The following is a 22,831-nucleotide window of genomic DNA, read 5'->3' as shown; positions in this document are numbered from 1 at the left end:
TAGTCCCCGCCACCGCTCCTTGGGTGGCAGGCCCGCGGAAGACGATCCCGCGGGCCGTGGTGGTTCGATCGCGGTTCAGCCGGCTTGCTTGACGCGCATGTACCACTCGACCAGGCGCCGGACCTGGCGCTCGGTATAGCCGCGGTCCTTCATCCGCTCGACGAACTCGCCGTGCTTCTTCTCGGTCTCGCTGTCCTTCTTCGAGCCGAAGGAGATCACCGGCAGGAGTTCCTCGACCTGGCTGAACATCCGCCGCTCGATCACCTCGCGGATCTTCTCGTAGGAGGTCCAGGATGGGTTGCGCCCGCCATGCTGGGCCCGCGAGCGCAGGGCGAACTTCACCACCTCGTTGCGGAAATCCTTCGGGTTGGCGATGCCCGCCGGCTTCTCGATCTTGGTGAGCTCCTGGTTCAGGAGTTCGCGGTTGAGCAGCTGCCCGGTCTCCGGATCCTTGAAGTCCTGGTCCTCGATCCAGGCGTCCGCATAGTCGATGTAGCGGTCGAACAGGTTCTGGCCGTAATCGTGGTACGATTCGAGGTAGGCCTTCTGGATCTCGTGGCCGATGAACTCGGCGTAGCGCGGCGCCAGCTCACCCTTGATGAATTCGAGGTAGCGCTTCTCGGTCTCAGGCGGCAGCTGCTCGCGGCGCAGCGACTGTTCGAGGACGTACATCAGGTGGACCGGGTCGGCCGAGACCTCGGTGGTGTCGTGGTTGAAGGTGGCGGCCATCACCTTGAAGGCGAAGCGGGTCGAGATCCCGTCCATGCCCTCGTCGACGCCGGCGGTGTCCTTGTATTCCTGCATCGAGCGGGCGCGGGGATCGACCTCGCGCAGGGACTCGCCGTCATAGACCCGCATCTTGGAGAAGACGTTGGAATTCGCGTGCTCGCGCAGCCGCGAGAGCACCGAGAACCGGGCCAGCATCTCCAGCGTGCCGGGGGCGCAGCGGGCGGTGGCCAGCTCGGAACCCGAGACCAGCTTCTCGTAGATCCGCTGTTCCTCGGTCACCCGCAGGCAGTACGGCACCTTGATGACGTAGATGCGGTCGATGAAGGCTTCGTTGTTCTTGTTGGTCTTGAAGCTCTGCCACTCGGCCTCGTTCGAGTGGGCGAGGATGATGCCGGTGAACGGGATCGCGCCGATATTCTCGGTGCCGACATAGTTGCCCTCCTGCGTCGCGGTGAGCAGGGGGTGCAGCATCTTGATCGGCGCCTTGAACATCTCGACGAATTCGAGGATGCCCTGGTTCGCCCGGTTGAGGCCGCCCGAATAGGAATAGGCGTCGGGATCGGCCTGGCTCAGGGTCTCGAGCTTGCGGATGTCGACCTTGCCGACGAGGGACGAGATGTCCTGGTTGTTCTCGTCGCCCGGCTCGGTCTTGGCGATACCGATCTGGCGCAGGCGCGACGGGTTGACCTTGACGACCTTGAACTTGGAGATGTCGCCGCCGAACTCGTCGAGGCGCTTGAGGCACCACGGGCTCATCAGCCCGGTCAGGCGCCGCCGCGGCACGCCGTAGCGCTCCTCGATCATCGGCCCCATCGTCTCGGGGTCGAACAGCACCAACGGGCTCTCGAAGACCGGGCTCATCTCGTTGCCGGCCTTGAGCACGTAGATGGGATGCACCTCCATCAGGGCCTTGAGCCGCTCGGCCAAGGAGGACTTGCCGCCACCGACCGGCCCGAGCAGGTAGAGGATCTGCTTGCGCTCCTCCAGACCTTGGGCGGCATGGCGGAAGAACGAGACGATCCGCTCGATCGTCTCCTCCATGCCGTAGAACTCGGAAAAGGCGGGATAGGTGCGGATGGTCCGGTTCATGAAGATCCGGCCCAGGCGCGGGTCCCGCGCCGTGTCGATGAACTCGGGCTTGCCGATCGCGTCGAGAATGCGCTCCGGCGCACTCGCGTACATCAGGGGATTGTCACGGCAGGCTTCGAGATATTCGGACAGGGACAGCTCCGCGTCCCGACGGGACTCGTAGCTGCGCGCGAAAGTTTGAAAGAGGTCGCTCGCTGACGGCATTGGCATTCCGGACCCTCACGACATCGCCAGGATCATCCTGTCCCGCCTCGGATGCAATCGATATCCCCATGTTTGTCGCAGCGCGGCGACGTTCGGAGGGATGCGGAGGCGGCCAGGAGCCTGTATGCAGGCCGGCTGCGGGCAAGGCGCGTGCCGCGGCGGCCGGGAAAGTTGCAGATCCGCCAATGCCAAAGCCGGTGCGCGACCGGCCCTGTGCCGTAAAGGACACGCCTGTTCCGGTTTTTCCACACCCCTCGGAGCGTCGTCGTCTGCTCCGCGAGACGCTAGGGGAACGCCGGCCGCGAGGCCGCCGTTCCCGCTTCGTTTCGGATCCCGGGTCAGATCGTCGTGTCGACCGCCGTCACAGGTCGGTCGTGTCTTTCTTCGCGCCGTCCTTCGGCGCGTCCTTCGGGCCCTCCTTGGAGCCCGCGGGCCCGACGGTGAGCTTGATGGTCTGGGTGCTCACGTTGCCGTCGGTGCCCTTGATCTCCACCGTCACCTCGTCGGTGCCGGTGAAGCCCGCCTTGCTCTCGTAGAACAGGGCCTGGACGTTGGCGTCGGCGTTCGGGCAGCGATAGGTGGCGGGGGTCTTCACCTTGCCGGCGCGCTGGATCAGGGCGCCGTTCTTGGGCGGGCTCGTCACCTTCAATTCGGGCTGCGGCCCGAGCGAGCAATCCTTCTTCAGGTTCGGCACCATCACGAGCCGGACCTGCTTGCCGGAGGCGACGGAATGCTCGCGCACCTTGGCGGCCTGCGCGAAAGCGGGGCCGGCGGCCAGCACGGGCCCGGCGGCCATCAGGACGGCGAGCGCCAGGGTCGGGCGGAAATTGCTGGTCATGGGGCTTCAGGCTCTCCAAGGGGATGCCGGCCGCATGTGGGGAGCGGGCCCGGTGCCGTCGAGGGCCGGGGGCGTGTTTCCGGCGCGTAAATCCGTCAGTGCAGAACCAGCATCACGAACAGGTTGAACAGCCCGAGCAGGGCCACCCCGCCGAGCCAGATCCAGTAGCCGCGCCCCTCGACCGGATAGTCGCCGATCATCCTAGCTCTCCCCGGGTTCGTCGCCCGTCGCCGCTTGCAGCACCGCCAGGGCGGCGCCGGTCACCCGTGCGATCTGGGCCGGCGTGAACTCGCCCGCAAGGGCCGAGGCGAGCCCGCGCTCGATCCGCGCCCGCTCGCCGGCATCGCCGATCGCATCCGTCGGGATATCGCTCTCGCGCAGGCGGCAGGCGTCGCGGATCGTGTCGGCGGCCTGGCGCAGCACCTGGCGCTGGTCGGGCGTCATGTCCCAGAGCGGCTGGCGCAGCCGCGCGATCACCCGTTTCGCATCGCGATAATCGCGGTCGACCACCGGAATCGCCTCGATTTGGCTCACCAGCAGCACCAATTCGAGCACATCGGCCGTCGCTTCCGGGCAGGTGCGCACGATGCGCATCAGCCGGGCGATCAGTTCGGTGGTCGGGGAAGCGTGGCGGCGAGGGTCGGCCATGTGCGCGTAACGCGGTGCCGGGGCGACGGTTCTCCGGCCGGATACGCATATTTTGCGCCGCCCGATCCGAATCAGCCGTCCGTCGTTTGACGTGCATGCCCCTGCCGTGCCTGGGCGAGCTGCCGCCGACACGCCCGCAACTCATCGAGCACGGCGTTCAGGCTCGCCCGGTCCGCCCGCCCCAGCGGCGGCGGGGCGGTCTCGGGCTCCGGCTCGTGGTCGGACTCGACGAAGGCGGGGGCGACCTGCTCGCCGCGGCCGACGGCCTGGACGAAGCGCATGCCGCGCTCGCGCAGGATCCGCTGGACGCCGCGGATCGTGTAGCCCTGCCCATAAAGGAGGCGGCGGATGCCGCGCAGGAGGTCGACGTCGTCGGGGCGGTAGTAGCGCCGGTTGCCGCCGCGCTTGAGCGGGCGCACTTGCGTGAAGCGCGTCTCCCAGAAGCGCAGCACGTGCTGGGGCAGGTCGAGGTCCTCGGCGACCTCGCTGATGGTGCGGAAGGCACCGGGTTCTTTCTCAGGCAGAAGGGCGCGACTGGAGGCGTCGGCGCCGCCGGGCTCCGAGACGTCCTCGTCCTCGATCGGCATCCCGGTCATCGGCCCGATCCTGAATCAGCCCGCGCGGTGCCCGGGCGGGCTCAACTGTCGTCTTCGTCCGGAGCGGCGTCGCCGTTGATCCGGGCCTTGAGCACGTTCGAGGGCTTGAACACCATCACCCGGCGCGGCTCGATCGCCACCTCGACACCGGTCTTGGGGTTGCGGCCGACCCGCTTGCCCTTGTCGCGCACCACGAAGGAGCCGAAGGAGGACAGCTTCACGGTCTCGCCGGCAGAGAGGCAGCCGCAGATCTCCGACAGGACCGTCTCCACCAGGGCGGCGGATTCCGTCCGCGACAGGCCGACCCGCTGGTAGACGGCCTCGCTCAGATCGGCCCGCGTGACCGTCTTGCCTGCCATCGTGCTGCTCCCCCGGCGGCTGAATCGCGAACTAACGTATGTCTATGATCGCGCACGCTAATCGGCGATGCGCGCCGGGTCAACCGGGCGTCGGGCGGGTTCCCGGATACTTTGTGGGTCTACCCGTCTCGCCTACCAGCGGATCAGGGCACTGCCCCAGGTGAAGCCGCCGCCGATCGCCTCGATCATCACGAGGTCGCCTCGCTTGATCCGGCCGTCCCGGCAGGCCGCGTCGAGAGCCAGCGGAATCGAGGCCGCCGAGGTGTTGCCGTGGCGGTCGACCGTCAGCACCACCTTCTCGCGGGCGATGCCGAGCTTGTCGGCCGAGGCCTCGATGATCCGCCGGTTGGCCTGGTGCGGCACGAACCAGTCGAGGTCGTCGGCGGTGGTGCCGGTGGCCTCGAAGGCTTGCGCGATCACGTCGGTCACCGAGCCGACGGCGAAGCGGAAGACCTCCTTGCCGACCATGCGCAGCTTGCCGGTGGTGCCGGTCGAGCCGGGCCCGCCATCGACGTAGAGCTTTTCCCGGTGGCGGCCGTCGGCCCGGAGCTGGCTCGTCAGCACGCCGCGGTCGCCGGAATGGCCCTCGCCGGGTTGGGCTTCCAGCACCAGGGCGCCGGCGCCGTCGCCGAACAGCACGCAGGTGGTGCGGTCCTCCCAGTCGAGCAACCGCGAAAAGGTCTCGGCACCGACGACGAGGGCGCGGGTGGCAGCGCCCGTCACCAGGAACTTGTCGGCGGTGGCGACCGCGTAGACGAAGCCGGCGCAGACCGCCTGGAGGTCGAAGGCGGCCCCCGTCCGGATGCCGAGCCCGGCCTGGATCTGCGTCGCGGTCGATGGGAAGGTGTGGTCCGGCGTCGAGGTCGCGCAGATCACGAGGTCGATCGTCGAGGCGTCGATCCCGGCATCCTGCAAGGCGCGCTCCGCCGCCTTGATACCGAGCACCGAGGTGGTCTCGTCCGCTTCGGCGATGTGGCGCTGGCGGATGCCGGTGCGCTGGATGATCCAGTCGTCCGAGGTGTCGACCCGGGCGGCGAGGTCGTCGTTGGTGACGGTGTTCCGCGGCAGGTAGGAGCCGCAGCCCCGCACCACCGAGCGAAGGCGGGTCATGATGCGTCCTCCTTACGCCGAGGCCTGAGCCGGCGTCGCGTCGAGGCGTTCCCGGATCGTCCGCATCAGGTCGTGGCGGGCCATATCGTAGGCAAGGTCGATGGCGGCGGCGAAGCCCTCGGCATCGGCGGCGCCGTGGCTCTTGATGACGATGCCCTCGAGGCCGAGGAACACGCCGCCATTGGCCCGGCTCGGGTTCATCTTCTCGCGCAGCGCGTTGAAGGCGCCGCGGGCGAACAGGTAGCCGATCTTCGCCATCAGGGTGCGGCCCATCGCGCCCTTGAGGTAGGCGGCGATCTGCTTGGCCGTGCCCTCGGCGGTCTTGAGCGCGATGTTGCCGGTGAACCCTTCCGTCACCACCACGTCGACGGTGCCGCGGCCGAGATCGGTGCCCTCGACGAAGCCGTGATAGGCCAGTCCCGTCAGGTCGGATTCGCGCAGCATCCGGGCGGCCTCCTTGACCGCCTCGTTGCCCTTCATCTCCTCGGTGCCGACGTTGAGGAGCCCCACGGTCGGCCGGTCGAGGTCGAACACGATGCGGGCCATCGCGGCGCCCATCACCGCCATGTCGACGAGGTGGTTGGCATCGGTGCCGATGGTGGCGCCGACATCGAGCACCACGCTCTCGCCCCGCACGGTCGGCCACAGGCAGGCGATGGCGGGCCGCTCGATATGCGACATCGTCTTGAGGCAGATCTTCGACATCGCCATCAGGGCGCCGGTATTGCCGGCCGAGACCGCGGCCTCGGCCTCGCCGTCGCGCACCGCCTGGATCGCCTTCCACATCGAGGACTTGCCGCGGCCGGAGCGCACCGCCTGGCTCGGCTTCTCGTCCATGGCGACCGCCACGGTGGTGTGGCGGATCTCGACGGCGCCCTTCAGGCGCGGCTCGGCCGCGACCAGGGGAGTGAGCACCGCCTCGTCGCCGAACATCAGGAAGGTCGTCTCGGGGTGGCGCTCGCGGGCGAGCCCCGCACCGGGCACGACCGTCGAGGGGCCGTGATCGCCGCCCATCGCGTCGAGCGAGATGCGCACTCTCTGGGACATGGGGGTGTCGAACAGCCTCTCGGATCCACCGGGGACGCGCGAACAGGGGGTCCGCGGCGCGGCGGAAAATAGCGACCCGGGCCCAAGCCGCAAACGAATTCTGAAGTCTTTTCGTGGTGCGGCCGTCCTCAGCCGTCGTTCCCGGATTCTTGCCCAGGCTTCTGGCCCTTGAGGCCCTGGAGCGCCGCGAAGGGTTTCTCCTCCTCGTCCTCCGCCGGCGGCTCGAAGGCGACGCCGGGTTTTCGCGGGTACGGGTCGAGGCCGAGCGCCAGGAACTCGGCGGCGAGGCTGCCGAGGTCGATGCGGCCGTTGACGATCGGGTCGGGGATGTCGGCATCCTCGGCCGGCGTGCCCGCGAAGGCGTCGGGGGCGGCGAAATCGACGTCGACCTCCTCGCTCACGGTGCCGTCGAACGGCTCCAGGGTGACGCTGCAGGTCTGGGTGACGGCCGCCTCGACGGTGCCGGTGACCTGGAGCCGGTGCAGCGAGCCCGAGAGCCGGAAGGTGCCGGTGAGCCGCGCGATGCCCGGCAGACCGAAATCGCGGGCGAGCGCGGCGCGTTCCTCCTCGTTGGCCTCGACGGTGACGGGCTGGCCGGTCTTCAGGGTGCGCTCGACCAGGATCGGGCGGGAGAACGGGCCGACGCTGTCGGGGGTCATCAAGGGCTCCTTCTCGGATCCTGGGAGTGGGGGCGAGGAAACGGGCGCAGCGGCCCGGAGGGGCGCTCGCGCGGTCGGGCCCGGCTCGCCTGGAGATGCGTCGCGGCGCGCCGCGGTGCAAGGGCTTCCCGCGGTGTGCAGGACTGTCCGGCGAGAGACGTGGTGCGTCTCCCCTCTCCCACATGGGCTAGCGTGTTCACACTTCTCGGTTCGAGAGCTTCTCCCGGTGAAGGTCGCGCGCCTCTCCTCCCCAGGCGATCTCGGGCTTGCCCGAGATCGCTCAAGCTTGTGGGGAGGAGCTGGAGGTGGGGGTGGTGCCGGATAGAGCGCAGCGGTGCCTCCTGCACCACCCCCACGCGGGATCTTCGATCCCCATAACCCCTCCCCACAAGGGGGAGGGGAAAGCGCGCATATTTACAAAGGGTTAGCTCTCGAAGGAGAAGTGTGAATCCGCTAGCCCACATGGGAGAGTGGATCCCGCGTTCGATTTTCAATGGGATTTCCTCGGACAGCCCTCCCGGTGTGGGAACGGCCTTCGCGAGAACGGCCTTCGGTCAGGCCGCGTGGTCGGCAAAGCCCGCCGGATCGGGCAGCACCGGGCCGGTCGCCATCAGGGCGTCGAGGTCCGTGCCGGCTAGCGCGGCATCCGCCGCCGCCACGTAGGCCGCGAGCCCCTTGGCCGCGTCGGGCTCGTCCCGGGCCAGCACGTTGCGGGCGAGCGCCGCCGCCAGGCCGGCGCGGTCGCCGGAATCGAGGGCCGCGTCATAGGCGGCGGCGCGGCCGTAGAACGCCTGGGCCAGCTTCTTCATCCGCTTCGACACCCCCATATCGCCGACCCCGAGTTCCCGCAGCGACGAATCGAGCTGCGCGAACACCGAATTGACGAGGTCCTGGGCGATGTCCGCCGCCGGGGCGGGGAGCCGGCGCAGATGGCGCAGCACCAGGACGACGTGCAGGCATAGGGCCTCGAACCGGCCCTCCACCGTGTCGGGCACGCCGAGATCGAGGTAGAGCGCCGGAACCCGCGCCCCGGCATTGATGCGGATATGCAACGCCTCGATGGCGCGCCGGCGGGCATCCTCGCGGCGGAAGGGGTTTCGCATCATCGTGTAAAGTCTCGCTTCCCACTTCGAGCGGCGCCCGATCGCCTGGCAACCGGTCGCCGCTCCAGGTCTTTGATTCTACCGCATTTTCTTTCGACGTACCGGTTCTCGCCTCGTCGGAAAATGCCCTGGTCCGCGCCGTCGGCGCCGCGTCCCATCCGTGACGGACCATCCGCGGCCGAAGCTTGGCCGTGCCTTGCCAACGCCACAACCCCGGGGTACGGCAGCGGTCGCTTCTCGCGCAAGGCTGCCGTCAGGCCGTCCGACACACTTCCCGCTTACGTCTTCCGAGGTCTCGATGCCGCGCCGCTTCACACCGTCGCTCCTCCGCCTCGCCGCGGCCGGCCTGATCGGTCTGTCGGCCGCGGGCTGCGTGATCGGCGAGGAATTCCGGCACGGCTACATCATCGACGATGCCGCCGTCGCCCAGGTGCGGCCCGGCGCCAGCGCCGAGCAGGTGCTCCAGCTCCTCGGCACGCCCACCACCGTCTCCACGGTCGGCAACAAGTCCTGGTACTACATCAGCCAGAACACCCAGCGCCCGGTGATGTTCATCGGCGAGCGCCCGAAGGACCAGCGCGTCCTGGCGGTGTACTTCAATGCCGGCTTCAAGGTCGAGCGCGTGGCGCTCTACGGCGAGCAGGACGGCAAGGTGTTCGACTTCATCTCCCGCACCACGCCGACCAGCGGCGGCGAGCAGGCCTTCCTCGGCCAGCTGATGCGCGGCCTGACCAAGTTCGAGCCGTTCGGCAACGCGCGGTAAGAGGACGCCTCACAGCCGATCCCGGATAATCCCGGGATGGGCTGTGAGAGTGATACGCTTAGACTGGCCATGGTCTGGGATCCGTACGTCGGCTCGTTGCATGACGATGATCCAGGGCGAAGGTCAATCAATCAGGGCCCATTCGGTTTCCTCCGACGATAAAGTCCCCACGCTCGACCCTCCCCCCTCTGCGGGGGAGGGTGGTCCTTGCGTCAGCAAGGACCGGGAGAGGGGCAGCGCGACGCTTCAGGACAAAGCGCCCGTCAGAACGGTCTCGTTATTTCCGGAAGCGGGGCTCCCCTCTCCCGGCCTGCTCCGCAGGCCACCCTCCCCCGCAGAGGGAGGAGGGTTCGCGCGCGGCGGCCGTCACTCCGCCGCCGCCCGCTCCTCCTCGCTCCCCAGAAATCCCCCAGATTGCCGCGCCCACAGGCGGGCATAGAGCCCCCCGGCCTTGACCAGGTCGGCGTGCCGGCCCTCCTCGACGATCTTGCCCCGATCGAGCACCACCAGCCGGTCGAGGGCCGCGATGGTCGAGAGGCGGTGGGCGATGGCGAGCACGGTCTTGCCCTGCATCAGCCGGTCGAGGGAGCCCTGGATCGCCGCCTCGACCTCCGAATCGAGGGCCGAGGTCGCCTCGTCGAGGATCAGGATCGGCGCATCCTTCAGGATCACCCGGGCGATGGCGATGCGCTGGCGCTGGCCGCCCGACAGCTTGACGCCGCGCTCGCCGACCTGGGCGTCGTAGCCGCCGCGGCCCTTGTGGTCGGTGAGGTCGCGGATGAAGGTGTCGGCATGCGCGGCCTTGGCGGCCGCGACGATCTCCGCCTCGGTCGCGTCCTCACGGCCATACGCGATGTTGTCGCGGATCGAGCGGTGCAGGAGCGAGGTATCCTGCGTCACCACGGCGATCTGCCGCCGCAGGGACCCTTGGGTCACCTGCGCGATGTCCTGCCCATCGATCAGGATGCGCCCGCCCTCGAGATCGTGCAGGCGCAGGAGCAGGGAGGTCAGCGTGGTCTTGCCCGCCCCGCTCGGGCCGACGAGGCCGACCTTCTCGCCCGGGGCGATGCGCAAGGTCAGGTCCTCGATGATCCCGGCATCGTCACGCCCGTAATGGAAGCTCACGCCCTCGAACCGCACCTCGCCGCCGGTCACCGCGAGGTCGCGGGCATCCGGCCTGTCGATGAGGGCGTGGGGCAGTGCGATGGTCTGCATGCTCTCCTGCACCACGCCGATATTCTCGAAGAGCCCGCGCACGGTCTGCATCACCCAGCCCGACATCGCGATCAGCCGAAGCACCAGGGCGAGGCCCGCCGCCCCCTCCCCGGTGGTCATCTGCCCGCGCGACCACAGGGCCAGCACCACGCCTGCGGTCACCACGATCAGGGTGCTGTTGAGGAGCGACAGCGCGGCGGTGACGGCGGTGATGAGCCGGAACGAGTGCAGGTAGGCGTCGGTGTGCTCGGTCGTGGCGGCCTGCACCGCCGAGCGCTCCTCCCGGTCGCGGGCGAAGAGCTTGACGGTCAGGATGTTGGTGTAGCTGTCGACGATGCGGCCGACGAGGGCCGAGCGGGTATCGGCGACCTTGAGCGAGCGCGCCCTGGCGCGCGGCACGAAAAAGGCGGTGAGCCCGGCATAGGCCAGGATCCACATCAGGACCGGCAGCATCAGCCACGGGCTGATCGAGCCGAACAGGCTCACCGCGGTGACCGCGAAGATCGCCACGTAGAGCAGCGTGTCGATGACCACGATGGCGAGTTCGCGCACCGCCACCCCGACCTGCGTCACCCGGTTGGCGAGCCGCCCGGCGAAATCGGCCTGGAAATACGAGAGAGCGTGGCCGAGCGTGTAGAGATGGGTGCGCCAACGGATCAGGCTGGTGGTCTGCGGCACCACGAACTGGTTCGACAGCACCTCGTGCAGCCAGGACAGGACCGGGCGCGCCACCAGGATCAGGGCGGCGGCCAGCGTCAAGCCGGTGCCGTGGTCGCGCCAGAGGGTCTCCGGGCCGGTTTTGGCCAGGATGTCGACGAACCAGCCCATCAGCAGGTAGAGCGAGGCCTCGACGCTGCCGGCGGCAAGCGCCACCACGAACAGGATCGCCAGCGGGCCCCGCACCGGCCGCAGGTAGAACCAGGCGAAGCCCGCCACCGTATTGGGCGGGCGACGCGCCTCCTCGAAGGGGGCGAAGGGATCGATGCGGCGCTCGAGCCAGTCGAGGAACATGCGGGCTTCCCGAAGGTGACGGGGTCCTCAGCTATGCGGCACGCCCCATCCGCCAACCGGGGGGCGATGCCGCAGGCCGAAGACCGGCGTATGAGGGGCCGATCGACTGGATGCCCCCGGACTCATGCTGCGCCTCGCCCTCTACCAGCCCGACATTCCCCAGAACACCGGCACGATGCTGCGGCTTGCCGCCTGCCTCGGCGTGGCGGTCGAGATCGTCGAGCCGGCGGGGTTCGACGTCTCGGACCGCCACCTGCGCCGCTCGGGCCTCGACTATCTCGACCACGTCGCGATTACCCGCCATCGCTCCTACGCCGCCTTCGATGCCTGGCGGCGGGAGGCCGGGATCCGCCTGGTGCTCGCCACCACCGCCGGCTCGGTGCCCTACACGGCACATACTTTCCGGGACGGCGACTGCCTGATGGTCGGGCGCGAATCGGCCGGGGTGCCGGACGCGGTCCATGCCGATGCGGATGCACGGGTGACGATCCCGATGCGCGCAGGCATGCGCTCGCTCAACGTGGCGGTGGCGGCCGGGATGATTCTCGGAGAGGGCCTGCGCCAGCTCGGCAGCCTCTGACGCCTCGCCGACCTTGGCCCCGGCGCCCCGGTATGGGATGAGAGGAGCATGACCGACGCCGCTCCCGACATCGCCGCGCTCAAGACCGAGGCGACCGCCTGGTTCTCGACCCTGCGCGACCGCATCTGCGCCGCCCTCGAGCGGATCGAGGAGGAGGCGACCGGCCCGTTCGACCCCGAGGCCGGCGGTCCCGGACGCTTCGAGCGCACGCCCTGGGAGCGCAAGGACCATTCCGGTCTGCCGGGCGGCGGCGGCACCATGGCGATGCTGCGCGGCCGGGTGTTCGAGAAATGCGGCGTCCACGTCTCGGCGGTGCATGGCGAGTTCGCCCCCGAGTTCCGCGGCCAGATTCCCGGGGCGGCGGAGGATCCGCGCTTCTTCGCCACCGGCATCTCGCTGATCGCCCATCCGTGGAACCCGCACGTGCCGACCGTGCACATGAACACCCGCTTCGTGGTGACGACGAAGACGTGGTTCGGCGGCGGGGCCGACCTGACCCCGGTCCTCGACCGACGGCGCAAGCAGGACGACCCCGACACGGTCGCGTTCCACGCCGCCTTCGAGGCGGCCTGTGCCAGGCACCCGGCCGCCGATTACGCCCGCTACAAGGCCTGGTGCGACGAGTATTTCCACCTCAAGCACCGCAACGAACCCCGCGGCATCGGCGGCATCTTCTACGATTACCACTGGACCGGCGATCCGGCCGCCGACCTCGCCCTCACCCGCGAGGTCGGGAACGCCTTCCTGGGCATCTATCCCGAGATCGTGCGGCGGAACCTCGCCACGCCCTGGACCGAGGCCGACCGCCACGAGCAGCAGGTGCGCCGCGGCCGCTACGTCGAGTTCAACCTGCTCTACGACCGCGGCACGATCTTCGGCCTGAAGACTGGCGGCAACGTCGCGTCGATCCTGTCGTCGATGCCGCCGACGGTGCGGTGGCCGTAAAAGACTCGCGGTGAAACCCCTCCCCGATCTCGTCGCCGTCGTCCTGTGGATGGCCGGTGCGCTTTTGTCGTTCTCGGCCACCGCCATCGCCGTGCGAGAACTGGCGCCGGCACTCGGCCTGTTCGACATCCTGGCGGCCCGGGCGGCGGCCGGGGTGGCGATCGTCGGGACGGTCGCGCTCCTGCGCCGCCGGCCGCTGGCGGCCCGGCGCATGAGGCTGCATCTCGCCCGCAACCTCGTCCATTGGGGCGGGAACTACGCCTGGTCCTACGGCGTGACGCTGCTGCCGCTCGCCGTCGTCTTCGCGCTGGAGTTCACCACGCCGGCCTGGGTCACGCTGCTGGCCGTACTGATCCTGCGCGAGCGGCTGACCGCGAGCCGGGTCGCGGCGGTGGCCCTCGGCTTTCTCGGCGTGCTGGTGGTACTGCGGCCCGGCGTCGCCGCGTTGCAGCCGGCGAGCCTCGTGGTGCTCGCCGCCGCCGTGATGTTCGCGCTGACGGCGGTCGCCACCAAGGCGCTGACCCGGACCGAGAGCGTGCTGTCGATCCTGTTCTGGATGAACCTGATCCAGTTGCCGCTCAACCTCGTGGCCGGCCGGATCTATCCGGCCGTGCCGGCCCACGCCTTCGAGGGGCACCACGCGTTGGCGCTGGCGATCCTGTGCATCGCCGGGCTCACCTCGCATTGGTGCCTGACCAGCGCCTACCGGCGCGGCGACGCCATCCTGGTCATGCCGCTCGATTTCCTGCGCATCCCGCTGATCGCGGTGCTCGGCTGGCGCTTCTACGGCGAGCCGCTCGATCCGTGGCTGTTCGTCGGTGCCGGGCTGATCGTCGGCGGCATCGTCTGGAATCTCGCCGCGGAGGCGCGGCGACAGGCCCCGGCGGTCCAGGCCGAAGGGGCTTGACCGCGGGGCGCCGTGGCGCGTTGATCGGCGCCATGCTGTTGTCCTTCTTCACCGAGCTGCGCGCCGCCAAGGTCCCGGTCTCGCTGCGCGAGTACCTGACCCTGCTCGAGGCCCTCGACCGCGACCTCGCCGACCAGCGGGTGGAGGATTTCTATTACCTCGCCCGCACCGCCCTGGTGAAGGACGAGCGCAACCTCGACAAGTTCGACCGGGTGTTCGGCCGTGTCTTCAAGGGCGTGGTCACGGTCGGCGAGGCGGTGGAGCCGCAAGCCATCCCCGAGGAATGGCTGCGCAAGCTGGCGGAAAAATACCTGACCGAGGAGGAGCGGGCGCAGCTCCAGGCGCTCGGCTGGGACAAGCTGTTCGAGACTCTCAAGGAGCGGCTGGCCGAGCAGAAGGGGCGCCACCAGGGCGGCTCGAAATGGATCGGCACCGGGGGCACCTCGCCGTTCGGCGCCTACGGCTACAACCCGGAAGGCATCCGCATCGGCCAGGACGGCAACCGCAACTTCCGCGCGGTGAAGGTCTGGGACCAGCGCACCTTCAAGGACCTGGACGATTCGGCCGAACTCGGGTCGCGCACCATCCGCTTGGCGCTCCGCCGCCTGCGCCGCTTCGCCCGCACCGGGGCGGCGGAGGAACTCGACCTCGACGGCACGATCCGCGAGACCGCCCGTCACGGCACGCTCGACCTCCAGCTTCGGCCGGAGCGCCGCAACGCCGTCAAGGTGCTGCTGTTCCTCGACGTCGGCGGCTCGATGGACTGGCATGTGGAGCTAGCCGAGCAGTTGTTCTCCGCCGCCCGCTCGGAGTTCAAGCACTTCGAGCATTTCTACTTCCACAACTGCCTATACGAAAAGGTCTGGAAGGAGAACCGCCGACGCCACACCGAGGGCACGCCGCTCCTCGACGTGATCCGCACCTATCCATCCGATTACCGGGTGGTGTTCGTCGGGGATGCCGCTATGTCGCCCTACGAGATCGCGATGGCGGGCGGCTCGGTCGAGCACTGGAACGAGGAGGCCGGCAAGGTCTGGCTCGAGCGGGTGCTGAACCACTTCCCGAAGGTGGCCTGGCTCAACCCGGTGCCGCAGGCGCAGTGGGGCTACACCCAGTCGAACGCGATGATCCGGCAGATTTTTTCGGACCGGATGTACCCGCTGACGCTGGAGGGGATCGATCAGGCGACGCGGGCGCTGTTGCGGTAGGGATCATGGGCGTTCCAGGATTTACGCGCGGCGGAGATGTCCTGAATAAAGAAGTAGCGCGGGCTTTCTCCTCTCCCCGCGGGCGGGGAGAGGCCTGAGCTCCGAAGGGGCTCAGGGAGCCCGAAGGGCGGGGGTGAGGGGGTATTTCAGGATGTGGCTCCTTCGGAAACACCCCCTCACCCTCGCTTCGGCTGCGCCTCCGCTCGCTGCGTCTCCTGAACGGAGACACAGCCCTCTCCCCGCCCGCGGGGAGAGGGGGAAACCCGCGCCTTTTTCTGTCCGCCGAGAGTCCATGACGACCGAAGGCGGTACCGGTCGATGTCCCACCCTTACCCCCGCGTCGTCAGCAGCACACCGGCCCCGATCGCCAGGATGGCGCCGACGTGGAGAGCATCGGGCACCTCGCCGAGGACGGGAATCGCGAGAAGCGTCGCGATCACCGGCACGAGCGCGGTGAAGGCCGGGGTGCGCCGGCCGATCAGGGCCAGGGAGCGGTTGAAGGCGATGAGCGCCACGACGCTCACCAGCACGCCCTGGTAGACGGCCTGGATCGCCACCTCCGCCGGTGGCGCCTCGAGAAGGTGCGACAGGCCCGAGGCGAGGTAGAGCGGGATATAGGTGACGAGCGAGCCGACGCAGATCAGCGCCGTCGCCTCCAGCGCCGTCAGGCGCGAGCGGCGCATCCGCACCGTGCCGGCGGCCCACAGGAAGGCGGCAGTGAGGAGAAGCCCGTAGCCGAACAGTTCGTCGGAATCGCGAAAGCCGCCCGCCAGGGTGAGCGCCCCGGCGGCGATCAGCCCGAGGCCGGCCAGCGCCAGGCGGCCCGGCCGGTCGCCCAGCAGCAGCACGCCGAGGAGGGCGGCGAAGAGCGGCATCGTGCCGGGCGTGAGCGCCGCGCCGTGGCCGGCGGGCGCGTAGCGGAGCGCGACCGAGATCAGGAGCGCGAAGGGCGCGCCCTGCGCCACGTACAGGATGGCGCCGTCGATGAAGGCTCTCCGGTCGAGGCCGCGCAGGCGCAACAGCAGCACCGGCAGCAGCAGCAGGCCGCCGATGCCGAAGCGGAGCGCCACGAGGTCGGCGGGCCCGAGCACGCCCCCCGCCCCCACCGTGCGCCGGGTGACGACGAACCAGCCGCCCCACAGGCTGATGGCAAGCAGCGCGAAACCGACGCCCGCGGCGAGGCGCCGGCCGGCGGGGGCCTCGATCGCGGCCGCCCCCGAACGCTCGGGCGTCACGAGGCCTGCGCCGCGGATGCGGGCTCCCGGTCGTCGGCGAGCTGAAGCCGGTGTAGCCGCGCATAGGTGCCGCCCTGGGCGATCAGGGCCGCGTGGGTGCCGGTCTCGGCGATCCGGCCGCCCTCCATCGCGACGATCAGGTCGGCGTCGCGCACCGTCGACAGGCGGTGGGCAATGACCAGCGTGGTGCGGCCCCGCATCAGCCGGGTCAGCGCCGCCTGGACCAGCTGCTCGGATTCGGCGTCGAGCGCCGAGGTCGCCTCGTCGAGGAGCAGGATCGGCGCGTCGCGTAAGAAAGCCCGGGCGAGCGCGATGCGCTGGCGCTCGCCGCCCGACAGCCGGTTGCCCGCGGGCCCGACCCGGAAATCGTAGCCCTCCGCCCGCGCCGTGATGAAGCCGTGGGCGGCTGCAGCCTCGGCCGCCGCCTCGATCTCGTCCCGGCTCGCACCCTCGCGGCCGAAGGCGATGTTTTGCGCGATCGTGTCGTCGAACAGGACCACCTCCTGCGACACCACCGCGACGGCGCGCCGGAGCGAGGCCAGCGTCACGTCGCGCACGTCCTGGCCATCGATTCGGACCTCGCCCTCGGTCACGTCGTAGAGCCGCGGCACCAGGGACAGGAGCGTCGACTTGCCCGAGCCCGAGCGGCCGACCAACGCCGTGGTGCGGCCCGCCGGCACGACGAGATCGATGCCCTCGAGCGCCGGGGCGTCGTCATGATAGCGGAACCGCACGCCCTCGAACCGCACCTCGCCGCCGGCGACATCCAAGTCCGGCGCCCCCGGCTTCTCCCGGATCGTCGGCGCCTCGTCCATCAGCGCGAAGGTGCGCGAGAGGGCGGCGAGCGCCTCCTGCAGGATGGCGTTGAGGTTGCCGAGCGCCCGGGCCGGCTGGGCGGCGAGCAGGAGCGCCGCGACGTAGCCGGTGAAGTCGCCGACGCTCTTCTCGCCCGAGAGGATGCGGTGGCCGATGAAGGCGAGCACGCCCGCGACCGCGAGGCCGCCGCCGATCTCCAGCAGCGGGTCGAGCCGCCCGCGGGCATTGGCGGCCTTCATCTTCAGGCGGCGCACCTCGTCGAGGGCGTCGTGGGTGCGGCCCTTGAGATAGCCTTCGAGGCCGTAGGTCTTGGCGACCCGGATTCCGGCCAGGCTCTCGCTGATCAGGCTCGCGGTGAGACCGACCTGCTCCTGCGTCGAGGTCGAAACGCGGCGCAGCTTCTTGCCGATCCGGGCGATCGGCCCGGCAACGAACGGCACCGTCACCCCGGCGACGATCGTCAGCCAGGGGTCCATCCAGATCATCGCGCAGACGAGCGCGATCAGCATCGCCACGTCGCGCAGGAGCACGGTGGAGATCCGGGTCAGCGCCTCCTTGATGAAGGCGAAGTCGGTGGTGAAGCGCTGGGTCAGGCTCGCTGGGCTCTCGCGGCCGAGCTGGGCCAGGTCCTGCTCGATCATGTGGCCGTAGAGTGCCGCCTGCATGTCGGCCTCGATCCGGGTGACGACCCGGTTGGTCAGCACCGTCTGGCCGAGCAGTGCGAAGCCGCGGACGGCCGTGACGGCGATCACCAGGACGGGGCCGTAGGCGAGCGCCCCGGCATCCTTGGCGTCGAAGGCGTCGAAGGCGGCCTTGATCAGCGTCGGGTAGAAGCCGGTGGCGACGCCGATCACCGCGATCAGCACCAGCACGATGGCGAGGGTACCGGCATGCGGGCGCAGCCAGTCGCGCCACAGCCGGAGGAGCAGCGGCAGCATGTCGCCGGAGAGGAGGGGGCGCCGCGCCATGATGCTCGCTTCGTCCGTGGGGTGGGACGTCGCGCTAGCACGGGGGTCGGGGGGCGGCAATTCGGGGCGGCGCGCGGCTGGGCTGCGGCAGCGCGCCTATTGCATCATCGCGAGGGCGGCGTGGATCACGGTCGCGCCGCCGACCGGGGCGAGGAACCACAGCAGCACGTTGACGACGATGATCCAGATCAGCGTCCGCTCCTGGCGCCCCGTGAGCCGAGGCTGGGGCGGGCGCGGCGGCGGCTCCCAGGGCGGCCGCCATCCTCCCTCGACGAACATCGGCGCCTCCGCGCTGGCCTGCACCCGTTTGAGCTAGGGGCGCTGGCCGGGGCAGACAGTGCGGCGTGTTGTGCCGGCCCAAGGCACACGACATGGGGCACACGACATAGGTTTCTGGTTGCGTCGCCAGTCCCACCAGCGACCTCATCCTGAGGTGTTAGCCGATTGGAAATCGGCTGACCTCGAAGGAGGGCTCCAGAGATCTCGGTGATTCCTGGAAGCCTCCTTCGAGGTCAGTCCATCGGTGATGGACTGACACCTCAGGATGAGGTCGCTGATGGGAAATGCCTGGCGATCGCGAGCGTCGCACCAGCCGTCTACCGTGTGCCAAGCAAGCCGGAGGGCCGCCTCTCACCCCTTGGCGCGCATCAGCCGCGCCTTGTCGCGCTGCCAGTCGCGCTCCTTGGCCGTCTCGCGCTTGTCGTGGAGCTTCTTGCCCCGCCCGAGCCCCAGCTCGACCTTCGCCCGGCCTTGCTCGTTGAAGTAGATCTTCAGCGGCACCACCGTGTACCCCTCGCGCTGGGTCGCGCCGATGAACTTGTCGATCTGGCGCCGGTGCAGCAGCAGGCGGCGGGGCCGCTTGGTGTCGTGGTTGAAGCGGTTCGCCTCGAGATATTCGGGGATGTAGGCGTTGAACAGCAGGAGGTCGTTGCCGGAGGGGCCGGCGAAGGCCTCGCCGATCGTCGCCTTGCCGCCGCGCAGGGACTTCACCTCGGTGCCCGTCAGCGCGATGCCCGCCTCGACCGTGTCGGTGATCTCGTAGTTGAAGCGCGCCTTCCGGTTGTCGGCGACGACGCGGTTCTTCGACTCGGGTTTCTTGGCCATCGGGCGGCGGAGGTCCTCGGGAGGCGGGCGGCGGGAGCCGCAAGGGGCTCCCGGCGTAGATAGGGTCGGCTTCAGCCGTTGGTGAGGCCGGCGTGGCGCATCGCACCGTCGACGAGGGCGCGGGTCGCCTCGCCCACCGGCACCATCGGCAGGCGCAGCTCCTCGCGCATCAGTCCGAGACGGGCGAGCGCGTACTTTGTCGGCGCCGGGCTGGTCTCGGAAAAGAGGTGGGTGTGGAGCGGCATCAGCCGGTCCTGGAGACCGAGAGCGGTGCGGAAATCCCCCGCGAGGCAGGCCTCCTGGAAGTCGGCGCAGAGGCGCGGCGCGACGTTCGAGGCCACCGAGATGGTGCCGTGGCCGCCATGCGCCATGAATCCCAAGGCGGTCGCATCTTCGCCAGAAAGTTGGACGAAGTCTTCGCCCATGGCTTGGCGCTGGAGGCTGACCCGGGCCACGTTGGCGGTGGCGTCCTTCACCCCGGCGATGTTCGGCAGCTCGTAGAGCCGCTTCATGGTGTCGACGCTCATGTCGACGATCGACCGACCGGGGATGTTGTAGATCAGGATGGGAATGCCGACCGCATCGTTGACCGCCTTGAAGTGCTGGTACAGCCCTTCCTGCGTCGGCTTGTTGTAGTAGGGCGTGACGATGAGCAGCGCGTCCGCCCCGGCCTTCTCCGCATGACGGGACCGCTCGATCGCCTCCGCGGTGGAGTTGGAGCCGGCGCCGGCCACCACCGGCACCTTGCCGGCCGCTTCGTCGATGCAGGCCTCGACCACCCGGTCGTGCTCGGCGTGGCTGAGCGTCGGGCTCTCGCCGGTGGTGCCGGTCGGCACCAGTCCGTGGATGCCGTTCTCGATCTGCCAGGCCACGAAGGCCCGGAAGGCGTGCTCGTCGAACGCGCCGTCGCGGAACGGCGTCACCAGGGCGGTGAGCGAGCCCCTCAGGCGCTGCGAGATTGGCGTCGACGTCATGCTGGCGTTCCTCGCCCGGTCGGGGCGGCGCCCCCGGGAAATCTGGTTGGGAGGCCGGCCCGCATGAGGGTCACCAAGGGAACCACCATCGGGGGACCAACGCGGCCGTCCGGCGTCCGACACATAGGGCCTCGGGCGCCCTTGCGCAAACGCTCCGGCCCCGGCCCACGGCCGTCTTCCGGGCACGCGGGCGCCGTGTGCGCGGACTTCGCGCGCGAACGCGCCGGCGCCCGCACACGTTCCGCGACCGCCCGGCGCCAGGGTTAATCGCTTCTTAACGCGGCGCTCCCACCATGGGGCGTCCGGTCATTCGAGCTTCACAGGGGAACGGGAACCATGCTGCTCTCGCCTCGACGGCGCCGCCTCGCGGTCCTCGCCCTCACGGTGTCCGGCGCCGCGCTGACCTCGCTGACGGCACTCGGCGGCTCGACGGTCGCTCCTCCGCCCGCCGACGCGGCGATGCCGGCCCGCGCGGTCGAGCGGACCGGCGAGGACGGCTTTTCGCAGGCCGAGGGCTTCGTCCCGTCCACAGCTTTCACGCCGGCCGACGGCGCGGCCCCGGCGGACGGCCTGCGCCGGAACGCGGCCGCCGGCGAGGCGCGGTTGCCCGCGACCGCCGCCGCCTTCGCCGCCGCCGATCCGGAAGCGCCGCTCCCCTTCCCCGCCCCGGACGCGGCGATCAACCCGCCCGCCCCGGTGCCGAGCGTGCCCGATCCGGGCCGCCCGGTTCTCGGCACCGAGGTCGACGGGCCGGCGCTCCGCGGCGCGGTCGAGGCCTACCGGCGGGGCCAGGTCGCCGAGGGCGACCGCCTCCGCGACGGACTCAAGGACCCGGCCGCCCGCGCCCTGCTCGACTGGGTGGCGATCCGGGCCGGGGCCGGCATCGGCTTCGAGCGCACCGTGGCGTTCATCCGCGACAATCCGGACTGGCCGGTCGGCGCCATGGTCCGGCGCCGCGCCGAGGAGGCTCTGCTCTCGCAGCGCAAGTCCCCGTCCGTGGTACGGGCCTATTTCGCCGCGCGCCGGCCGCAGAGCGCGCCGGGCAAGTTCGCCCTGGCGCTCGCCTTCAAGGCCGACGGCCTGTCCGAGGACGCCGCCGGCCTCGCCCGCGATCTGTGGCGCGAGGACACGTTCGGCCGCACCCTCGAGTTGAAGGTCCTCGACGCCTTCCCGGGCATCATCGGCGAGATCGATCACCGCTACCGCATGGAGCGGGCGCTGATGAAGGAGGACTGGGACACCGCCGGCCGCGCCGCCGCTTACGCCGGCAAGGCCTACGGCACCCTGGTGCGGGCCCGCCGCGCCGTCGAGGCCAAGGCGTCGAATGCGGGGGCGACCCTCGACGCCGTGCCGCCGAGCCTGCGCCAGGATTCCTCCTACCTGTTCTCCCGCGCCCAGTACCTGCGCCGCCTCGACAAGCCGGCGGAGGCCGCCGCGGTGATCGCCCAGGCGCCGCGCAACCCCGAGGTGCTGGCCGATCCCGACGAGTGGTGGATCGAGCGCCGCATCGTCGCCCGCAAGCTCCTCGATGCCGGCGACGCGAAGACGGCTTATGCGGTCGCCGCCAACCACAGCGCCCGCTCGGTCGAGAAGCGCATCGAGGCCGAGTTCCATGCCGGCTGGATCGCTTTGCGCTTCCTGCACGAGGCGACCCTCGCGGCGACGCATTTCGCCGCCGCCGCCGCCATCGCCGAGACGCCGATCTCGGTGGCGCGGGCCGCCTACTGGCAGGGCCGCGCCGCCGAAAGCCTGGGCCAGACGATCGAGGCGCGGGCCTTCTACGAGCGCGCGAGCGCGCAGCCGATCGCCTATTACGGCCAGCTCGCCCGGGCGAAGCTCGGCCAGGGCTCCCTGGCCCTGCGCCCCTGCAGCACCCTCACCGAGACCGCCCGCACCGCCTTCGAGAACCGCAACGCCGTCCGGGCCCTGCGCCTGCTGGCGGCGGCCGGGATCAAGGAGCTGATGCTGCCGCTCTACATGGATTTCGCCCAGCGCCTGACAGACCCGGCCGAGCTGAACGCGCTCGGCGACGTCGCGATGTCGTTGAACGATCCCCGGGCGCTCGTGGCGATCGGCAAGACCGCGGTCCAGCGCGGCCTGCCGCTCGACCGCCACGCCTATCCGACCAACGGCATCCCGACCTACGAGGCCTCGTCGGCCGTGCCGCAGGTCGAGCGCGCGATGGTCTTCGCCATCGCCCGGCAGGAGAGCCAGTTCGACCCGCGGGCGCAATCGAGCGTCGGCGCGCGCGGCCTGATGCAGATGATGCCGGCGACGGCCCAGCGCACCGCCCGCCGGGTCAGCGCCGCCTTCGACACCGACCGCCTGACCAGCGATCCCGCCTACAATGCCCGCCTCGGCCAGGCCCATCTCGGCGAGCTGATGGAGGATTGGCGCGGCTCCTACATCCTCGCCTTCGCGGCCTACAATGCCGGCGGCGGCAACGTGAAGAAGTGGATCGACGCCTATGGCGATCCCCGCAACCCGGGCGTCGATCCGGTCGACTGGGTCGAGCGCATCCCCTTCACCGAGACCCGCAACTACGTCCAGCGGGTGACCGAGAATCTGCAGGTCTACCGCAACCGCCTGGCGGAGGCCGGGGATGGGCGAAGTGCGCTGCTGATCGCGGATGATCTGAAGCGTGGGGCGCGGTGAGGCGCTTCCGATCGCAGAGGTCGATGGGCAGAACCCACCCGGGCAGGCGGGAGCGAGACCGATCGGGC

At 70.0% G+C, this 22,831-nt stretch carries 21 protein-coding genes; 6 read left to right on the top strand and 15 right to left on the bottom strand.

The annotated features are described in order from the left end of the window. Window positions 1-75: 75 nt before the first annotated feature. The 9 genes from AC3AOF_RS20315 to AC3AOF_RS20275 form a co-directional block, all read right to left on the bottom strand. A complete protein-coding gene (locus AC3AOF_RS20315) occupies window positions 76-2,028 on the bottom strand; it encodes a PrkA family serine protein kinase (RefSeq protein ID WP_203158813.1) in 1,953 nt (650 codons plus the stop codon). Window positions 2,029-2,383: 355 nt separating this feature from the next. Next, entirely contained in the window at window positions 2,384-2,860 is a 477-nt protein-coding gene (locus AC3AOF_RS20310) for a 4-aminobutyrate aminotransferase (RefSeq protein ID WP_236989164.1), read from the bottom strand. 201 nt (window positions 2,861-3,061) lie between these two features. Continuing rightward, window positions 3,062-3,508, bottom strand: coding sequence for a hypothetical protein (locus tag AC3AOF_RS20305; protein WP_236989165.1), 447 nt, complete (start codon window positions 3,506-3,508; stop codon window positions 3,062-3,064). A 71-nt stretch (window positions 3,509-3,579) separates the two neighbouring features. Continuing rightward, window positions 3,580-4,104, bottom strand: a complete 525-nt coding sequence (locus tag AC3AOF_RS20300; protein WP_488346322.1) for a MerR family transcriptional regulator — start codon at window positions 4,102-4,104, stop codon at window positions 3,580-3,582. A gap of 41 nt (window positions 4,105-4,145) precedes the next feature. Next, window positions 4,146-4,463: an integration host factor subunit alpha gene (locus AC3AOF_RS20295; RefSeq protein ID WP_236989169.1), complete on the bottom strand. Its 318-nt coding sequence runs from the start codon at window positions 4,461-4,463 to the stop codon at window positions 4,146-4,148. Between the two features lie 132 nt (window positions 4,464-4,595). Next, window positions 4,596-5,573, bottom strand: coding sequence for a beta-ketoacyl-ACP synthase III (locus tag AC3AOF_RS20290; RefSeq protein WP_236989170.1), 978 nt, complete (start codon window positions 5,571-5,573; stop codon window positions 4,596-4,598). A 12-nt stretch (window positions 5,574-5,585) separates the two neighbouring features. Further along, window positions 5,586-6,620, bottom strand: a complete 1,035-nt coding sequence (gene plsX, locus AC3AOF_RS20285; RefSeq protein WP_236989171.1) for a phosphate acyltransferase PlsX — start codon at window positions 6,618-6,620, stop codon at window positions 5,586-5,588. Window positions 6,621-6,748: 128 nt separating this feature from the next. Then, the gene (locus tag AC3AOF_RS20280) at window positions 6,749-7,279 is read right to left on the bottom strand and encodes a YceD family protein (RefSeq protein ID WP_488346321.1); all 531 of its coding nucleotides are present in this window, start codon (window positions 7,277-7,279) and stop codon (window positions 6,749-6,751) included. Between the two features lie 554 nt (window positions 7,280-7,833). Further along, window positions 7,834-8,385 (bottom strand): ubiquinol-cytochrome C chaperone family protein, encoded by a 552-nt coding sequence (locus AC3AOF_RS20275; protein WP_236989174.1) that lies wholly within the window; start codon window positions 8,383-8,385, stop codon window positions 7,834-7,836. Window positions 8,386-8,680: 295 nt separating this feature from the next. Here AC3AOF_RS20275 and AC3AOF_RS20270 point away from each other — a divergent pair, with 295 nt between their 5' ends. After that, window positions 8,681-9,145: an outer membrane protein assembly factor BamE gene (locus tag AC3AOF_RS20270; RefSeq protein WP_093569933.1), complete on the top strand. Its 465-nt coding sequence runs from the start codon at window positions 8,681-8,683 to the stop codon at window positions 9,143-9,145. 366 nt (window positions 9,146-9,511) lie between these two features. Here AC3AOF_RS20270 and AC3AOF_RS20265 read toward each other — a convergent pair whose 3' ends face one another. Then, entirely contained in the window at window positions 9,512-11,371 is a 1,860-nt protein-coding gene (locus tag AC3AOF_RS20265) for an ABC transporter ATP-binding protein (protein ID WP_488346320.1), read from the bottom strand. 124 nt (window positions 11,372-11,495) lie between these two features. Here AC3AOF_RS20265 and AC3AOF_RS20260 point away from each other — a divergent pair, with 124 nt between their 5' ends. From AC3AOF_RS20260 to AC3AOF_RS20245, 4 genes are read left to right on the top strand one after another with little or no spacing between them, the layout of a single operon-like run. Next, window positions 11,496-11,951: a tRNA (cytidine(34)-2'-O)-methyltransferase gene (locus AC3AOF_RS20260; RefSeq protein WP_236989176.1), complete on the top strand. Its 456-nt coding sequence runs from the start codon at window positions 11,496-11,498 to the stop codon at window positions 11,949-11,951. A gap of 48 nt (window positions 11,952-11,999) precedes the next feature. Beyond that, a complete protein-coding gene (gene hemF / locus AC3AOF_RS20255; RefSeq protein ID WP_488346319.1) occupies window positions 12,000-12,896 on the top strand; it encodes an oxygen-dependent coproporphyrinogen oxidase in 897 nt (298 codons plus the stop codon). Between the two features lie 10 nt (window positions 12,897-12,906). Continuing rightward, window positions 12,907-13,803: a DMT family transporter gene (locus tag AC3AOF_RS20250; RefSeq protein WP_488346318.1), complete on the top strand. Its 897-nt coding sequence runs from the start codon at window positions 12,907-12,909 to the stop codon at window positions 13,801-13,803. Window positions 13,804-13,835: 32 nt separating this feature from the next. Continuing rightward, window positions 13,836-15,011 (top strand): vWA domain-containing protein, encoded by a 1,176-nt coding sequence (locus AC3AOF_RS20245; RefSeq protein WP_488346317.1) that lies wholly within the window; start codon window positions 13,836-13,838, stop codon window positions 15,009-15,011. Window positions 15,012-15,340: 329 nt separating this feature from the next. On the opposite strand, the gene AC3AOF_RS20240 is transcribed toward AC3AOF_RS20245, so the two are convergent. From AC3AOF_RS20240 to dapA, 5 genes are all read right to left on the bottom strand, one after another. Next, complete coding sequence (locus AC3AOF_RS20240) at window positions 15,341-16,246, bottom strand: DMT family transporter (protein ID WP_236989180.1); 906 nt, start codon at window positions 16,244-16,246, stop codon at window positions 15,341-15,343. Continuing rightward, window positions 16,243-18,030 carry an ABC transporter ATP-binding protein gene (locus AC3AOF_RS20235; RefSeq protein WP_488346316.1) on the bottom strand — a complete coding sequence of 596 codons (1,788 nt, stop codon included), beginning with the start codon at window positions 18,028-18,030 and terminating at the stop codon, window positions 16,243-16,245. The genes AC3AOF_RS20240 and AC3AOF_RS20235 overlap by 4 nt, the downstream gene beginning before the upstream one ends. Before the next feature lie 96 nt (window positions 18,031-18,126). Continuing rightward, window positions 18,127-18,309, bottom strand: coding sequence for a hypothetical protein (locus tag AC3AOF_RS20230; protein ID WP_488346315.1), 183 nt, complete (start codon window positions 18,307-18,309; stop codon window positions 18,127-18,129). 351 nt (window positions 18,310-18,660) lie between these two features. Continuing rightward, a complete protein-coding gene (gene smpB, locus AC3AOF_RS20225) occupies window positions 18,661-19,134 on the bottom strand; it encodes an SsrA-binding protein SmpB (RefSeq protein WP_236989183.1) in 474 nt (157 codons plus the stop codon). Window positions 19,135-19,205: 71 nt separating this feature from the next. Next, window positions 19,206-20,108 (bottom strand): 4-hydroxy-tetrahydrodipicolinate synthase, encoded by a 903-nt coding sequence (dapA, locus tag AC3AOF_RS20220; RefSeq protein ID WP_488346314.1) that lies wholly within the window; start codon window positions 20,106-20,108, stop codon window positions 19,206-19,208. Window positions 20,109-20,444: 336 nt separating this feature from the next. On the opposite strand from dapA, the gene AC3AOF_RS20215 reads away from it, so the two are divergent. After that, entirely contained in the window at window positions 20,445-22,763 is a 2,319-nt protein-coding gene (locus tag AC3AOF_RS20215; RefSeq protein WP_488346313.1) for a lytic transglycosylase domain-containing protein, read from the top strand. Window positions 22,764-22,831: the final 68 nt, after the last annotated feature.

The sequence above is a fragment of the Methylobacterium sp. 142-1Y genome (genome assembly GCF_057747795.1).
The sequence above is the reverse complement of the archived record's forward strand: the minus strand, read 5'-3'. Positions and strand labels throughout refer to the sequence as shown.

What these genes read in the sequence shown, in the direction of transcription:
- AC3AOF_RS20295 (WP_236989169.1), bottom strand. Translation starts at nt 4,463, where the DNA reads ATGGCAGGCAAGACGGTCACGCGGGCCGATCTGAGCGAGGCCGTCTAC.
- AC3AOF_RS20270 (WP_093569933.1), top strand. Translation starts at nt 8,681, where the DNA reads ATGCCGCGCCGCTTCACACCGTCGCTCCTCCGCCTCGCCGCGGCCGGC.
- AC3AOF_RS20310 (WP_236989164.1), bottom strand. Translation starts at nt 2,860, where the DNA reads ATGACCAGCAATTTCCGCCCGACCCTGGCGCTCGCCGTCCTGATGGCC.
- dapA (WP_488346314.1), bottom strand. Translation starts at nt 20,108, where the DNA reads ATGACGTCGACGCCAATCTCGCAGCGCCTGAGGGGCTCGCTCACCGCC.
- hemF (WP_488346319.1), top strand. Translation starts at nt 12,000, where the DNA reads ATGACCGACGCCGCTCCCGACATCGCCGCGCTCAAGACCGAGGCGACC.
- smpB (WP_236989183.1), bottom strand. Translation starts at nt 19,134, where the DNA reads ATGGCCAAGAAACCCGAGTCGAAGAACCGCGTCGTCGCCGACAACCGG.
- AC3AOF_RS20260 (WP_236989176.1), top strand. Translation starts at nt 11,496, where the DNA reads ATGCTGCGCCTCGCCCTCTACCAGCCCGACATTCCCCAGAACACCGGC.
- AC3AOF_RS20245 (WP_488346317.1), top strand. Translation starts at nt 13,836, where the DNA reads ATGCTGTTGTCCTTCTTCACCGAGCTGCGCGCCGCCAAGGTCCCGGTC.
- AC3AOF_RS20265 (WP_488346320.1), bottom strand. Translation starts at nt 11,371, where the DNA reads ATGTTCCTCGACTGGCTCGAGCGCCGCATCGATCCCTTCGCCCCCTTC.
- AC3AOF_RS20315 (WP_203158813.1), bottom strand. Translation starts at nt 2,028, where the DNA reads ATGCCAATGCCGTCAGCGAGCGACCTCTTTCAAACTTTCGCGCGCAGC.
- AC3AOF_RS20280 (WP_488346321.1), bottom strand. Translation starts at nt 7,279, where the DNA reads ATGACCCCCGACAGCGTCGGCCCGTTCTCCCGCCCGATCCTGGTCGAG.
- AC3AOF_RS20235 (WP_488346316.1), bottom strand. Translation starts at nt 18,030, where the DNA reads ATGGCGCGGCGCCCCCTCCTCTCCGGCGACATGCTGCCGCTGCTCCTC.
- AC3AOF_RS20230 (WP_488346315.1), bottom strand. Translation starts at nt 18,309, where the DNA reads ATGTTCGTCGAGGGAGGATGGCGGCCGCCCTGGGAGCCGCCGCCGCGC.
- AC3AOF_RS20305 (WP_236989165.1), bottom strand. Translation starts at nt 3,508, where the DNA reads ATGGCCGACCCTCGCCGCCACGCTTCCCCGACCACCGAACTGATCGCC.
- plsX (WP_236989171.1), bottom strand. Translation starts at nt 6,620, where the DNA reads ATGTCCCAGAGAGTGCGCATCTCGCTCGACGCGATGGGCGGCGATCAC.
- AC3AOF_RS20215 (WP_488346313.1), top strand. Translation starts at nt 20,445, where the DNA reads ATGCTGCTCTCGCCTCGACGGCGCCGCCTCGCGGTCCTCGCCCTCACG.
- AC3AOF_RS20300 (WP_488346322.1), bottom strand. Translation starts at nt 4,104, where the DNA reads ATGACCGGGATGCCGATCGAGGACGAGGACGTCTCGGAGCCCGGCGGC.
- AC3AOF_RS20290 (WP_236989170.1), bottom strand. Translation starts at nt 5,573, where the DNA reads ATGACCCGCCTTCGCTCGGTGGTGCGGGGCTGCGGCTCCTACCTGCCG.
- AC3AOF_RS20275 (WP_236989174.1), bottom strand. Translation starts at nt 8,385, where the DNA reads ATGATGCGAAACCCCTTCCGCCGCGAGGATGCCCGCCGGCGCGCCATC.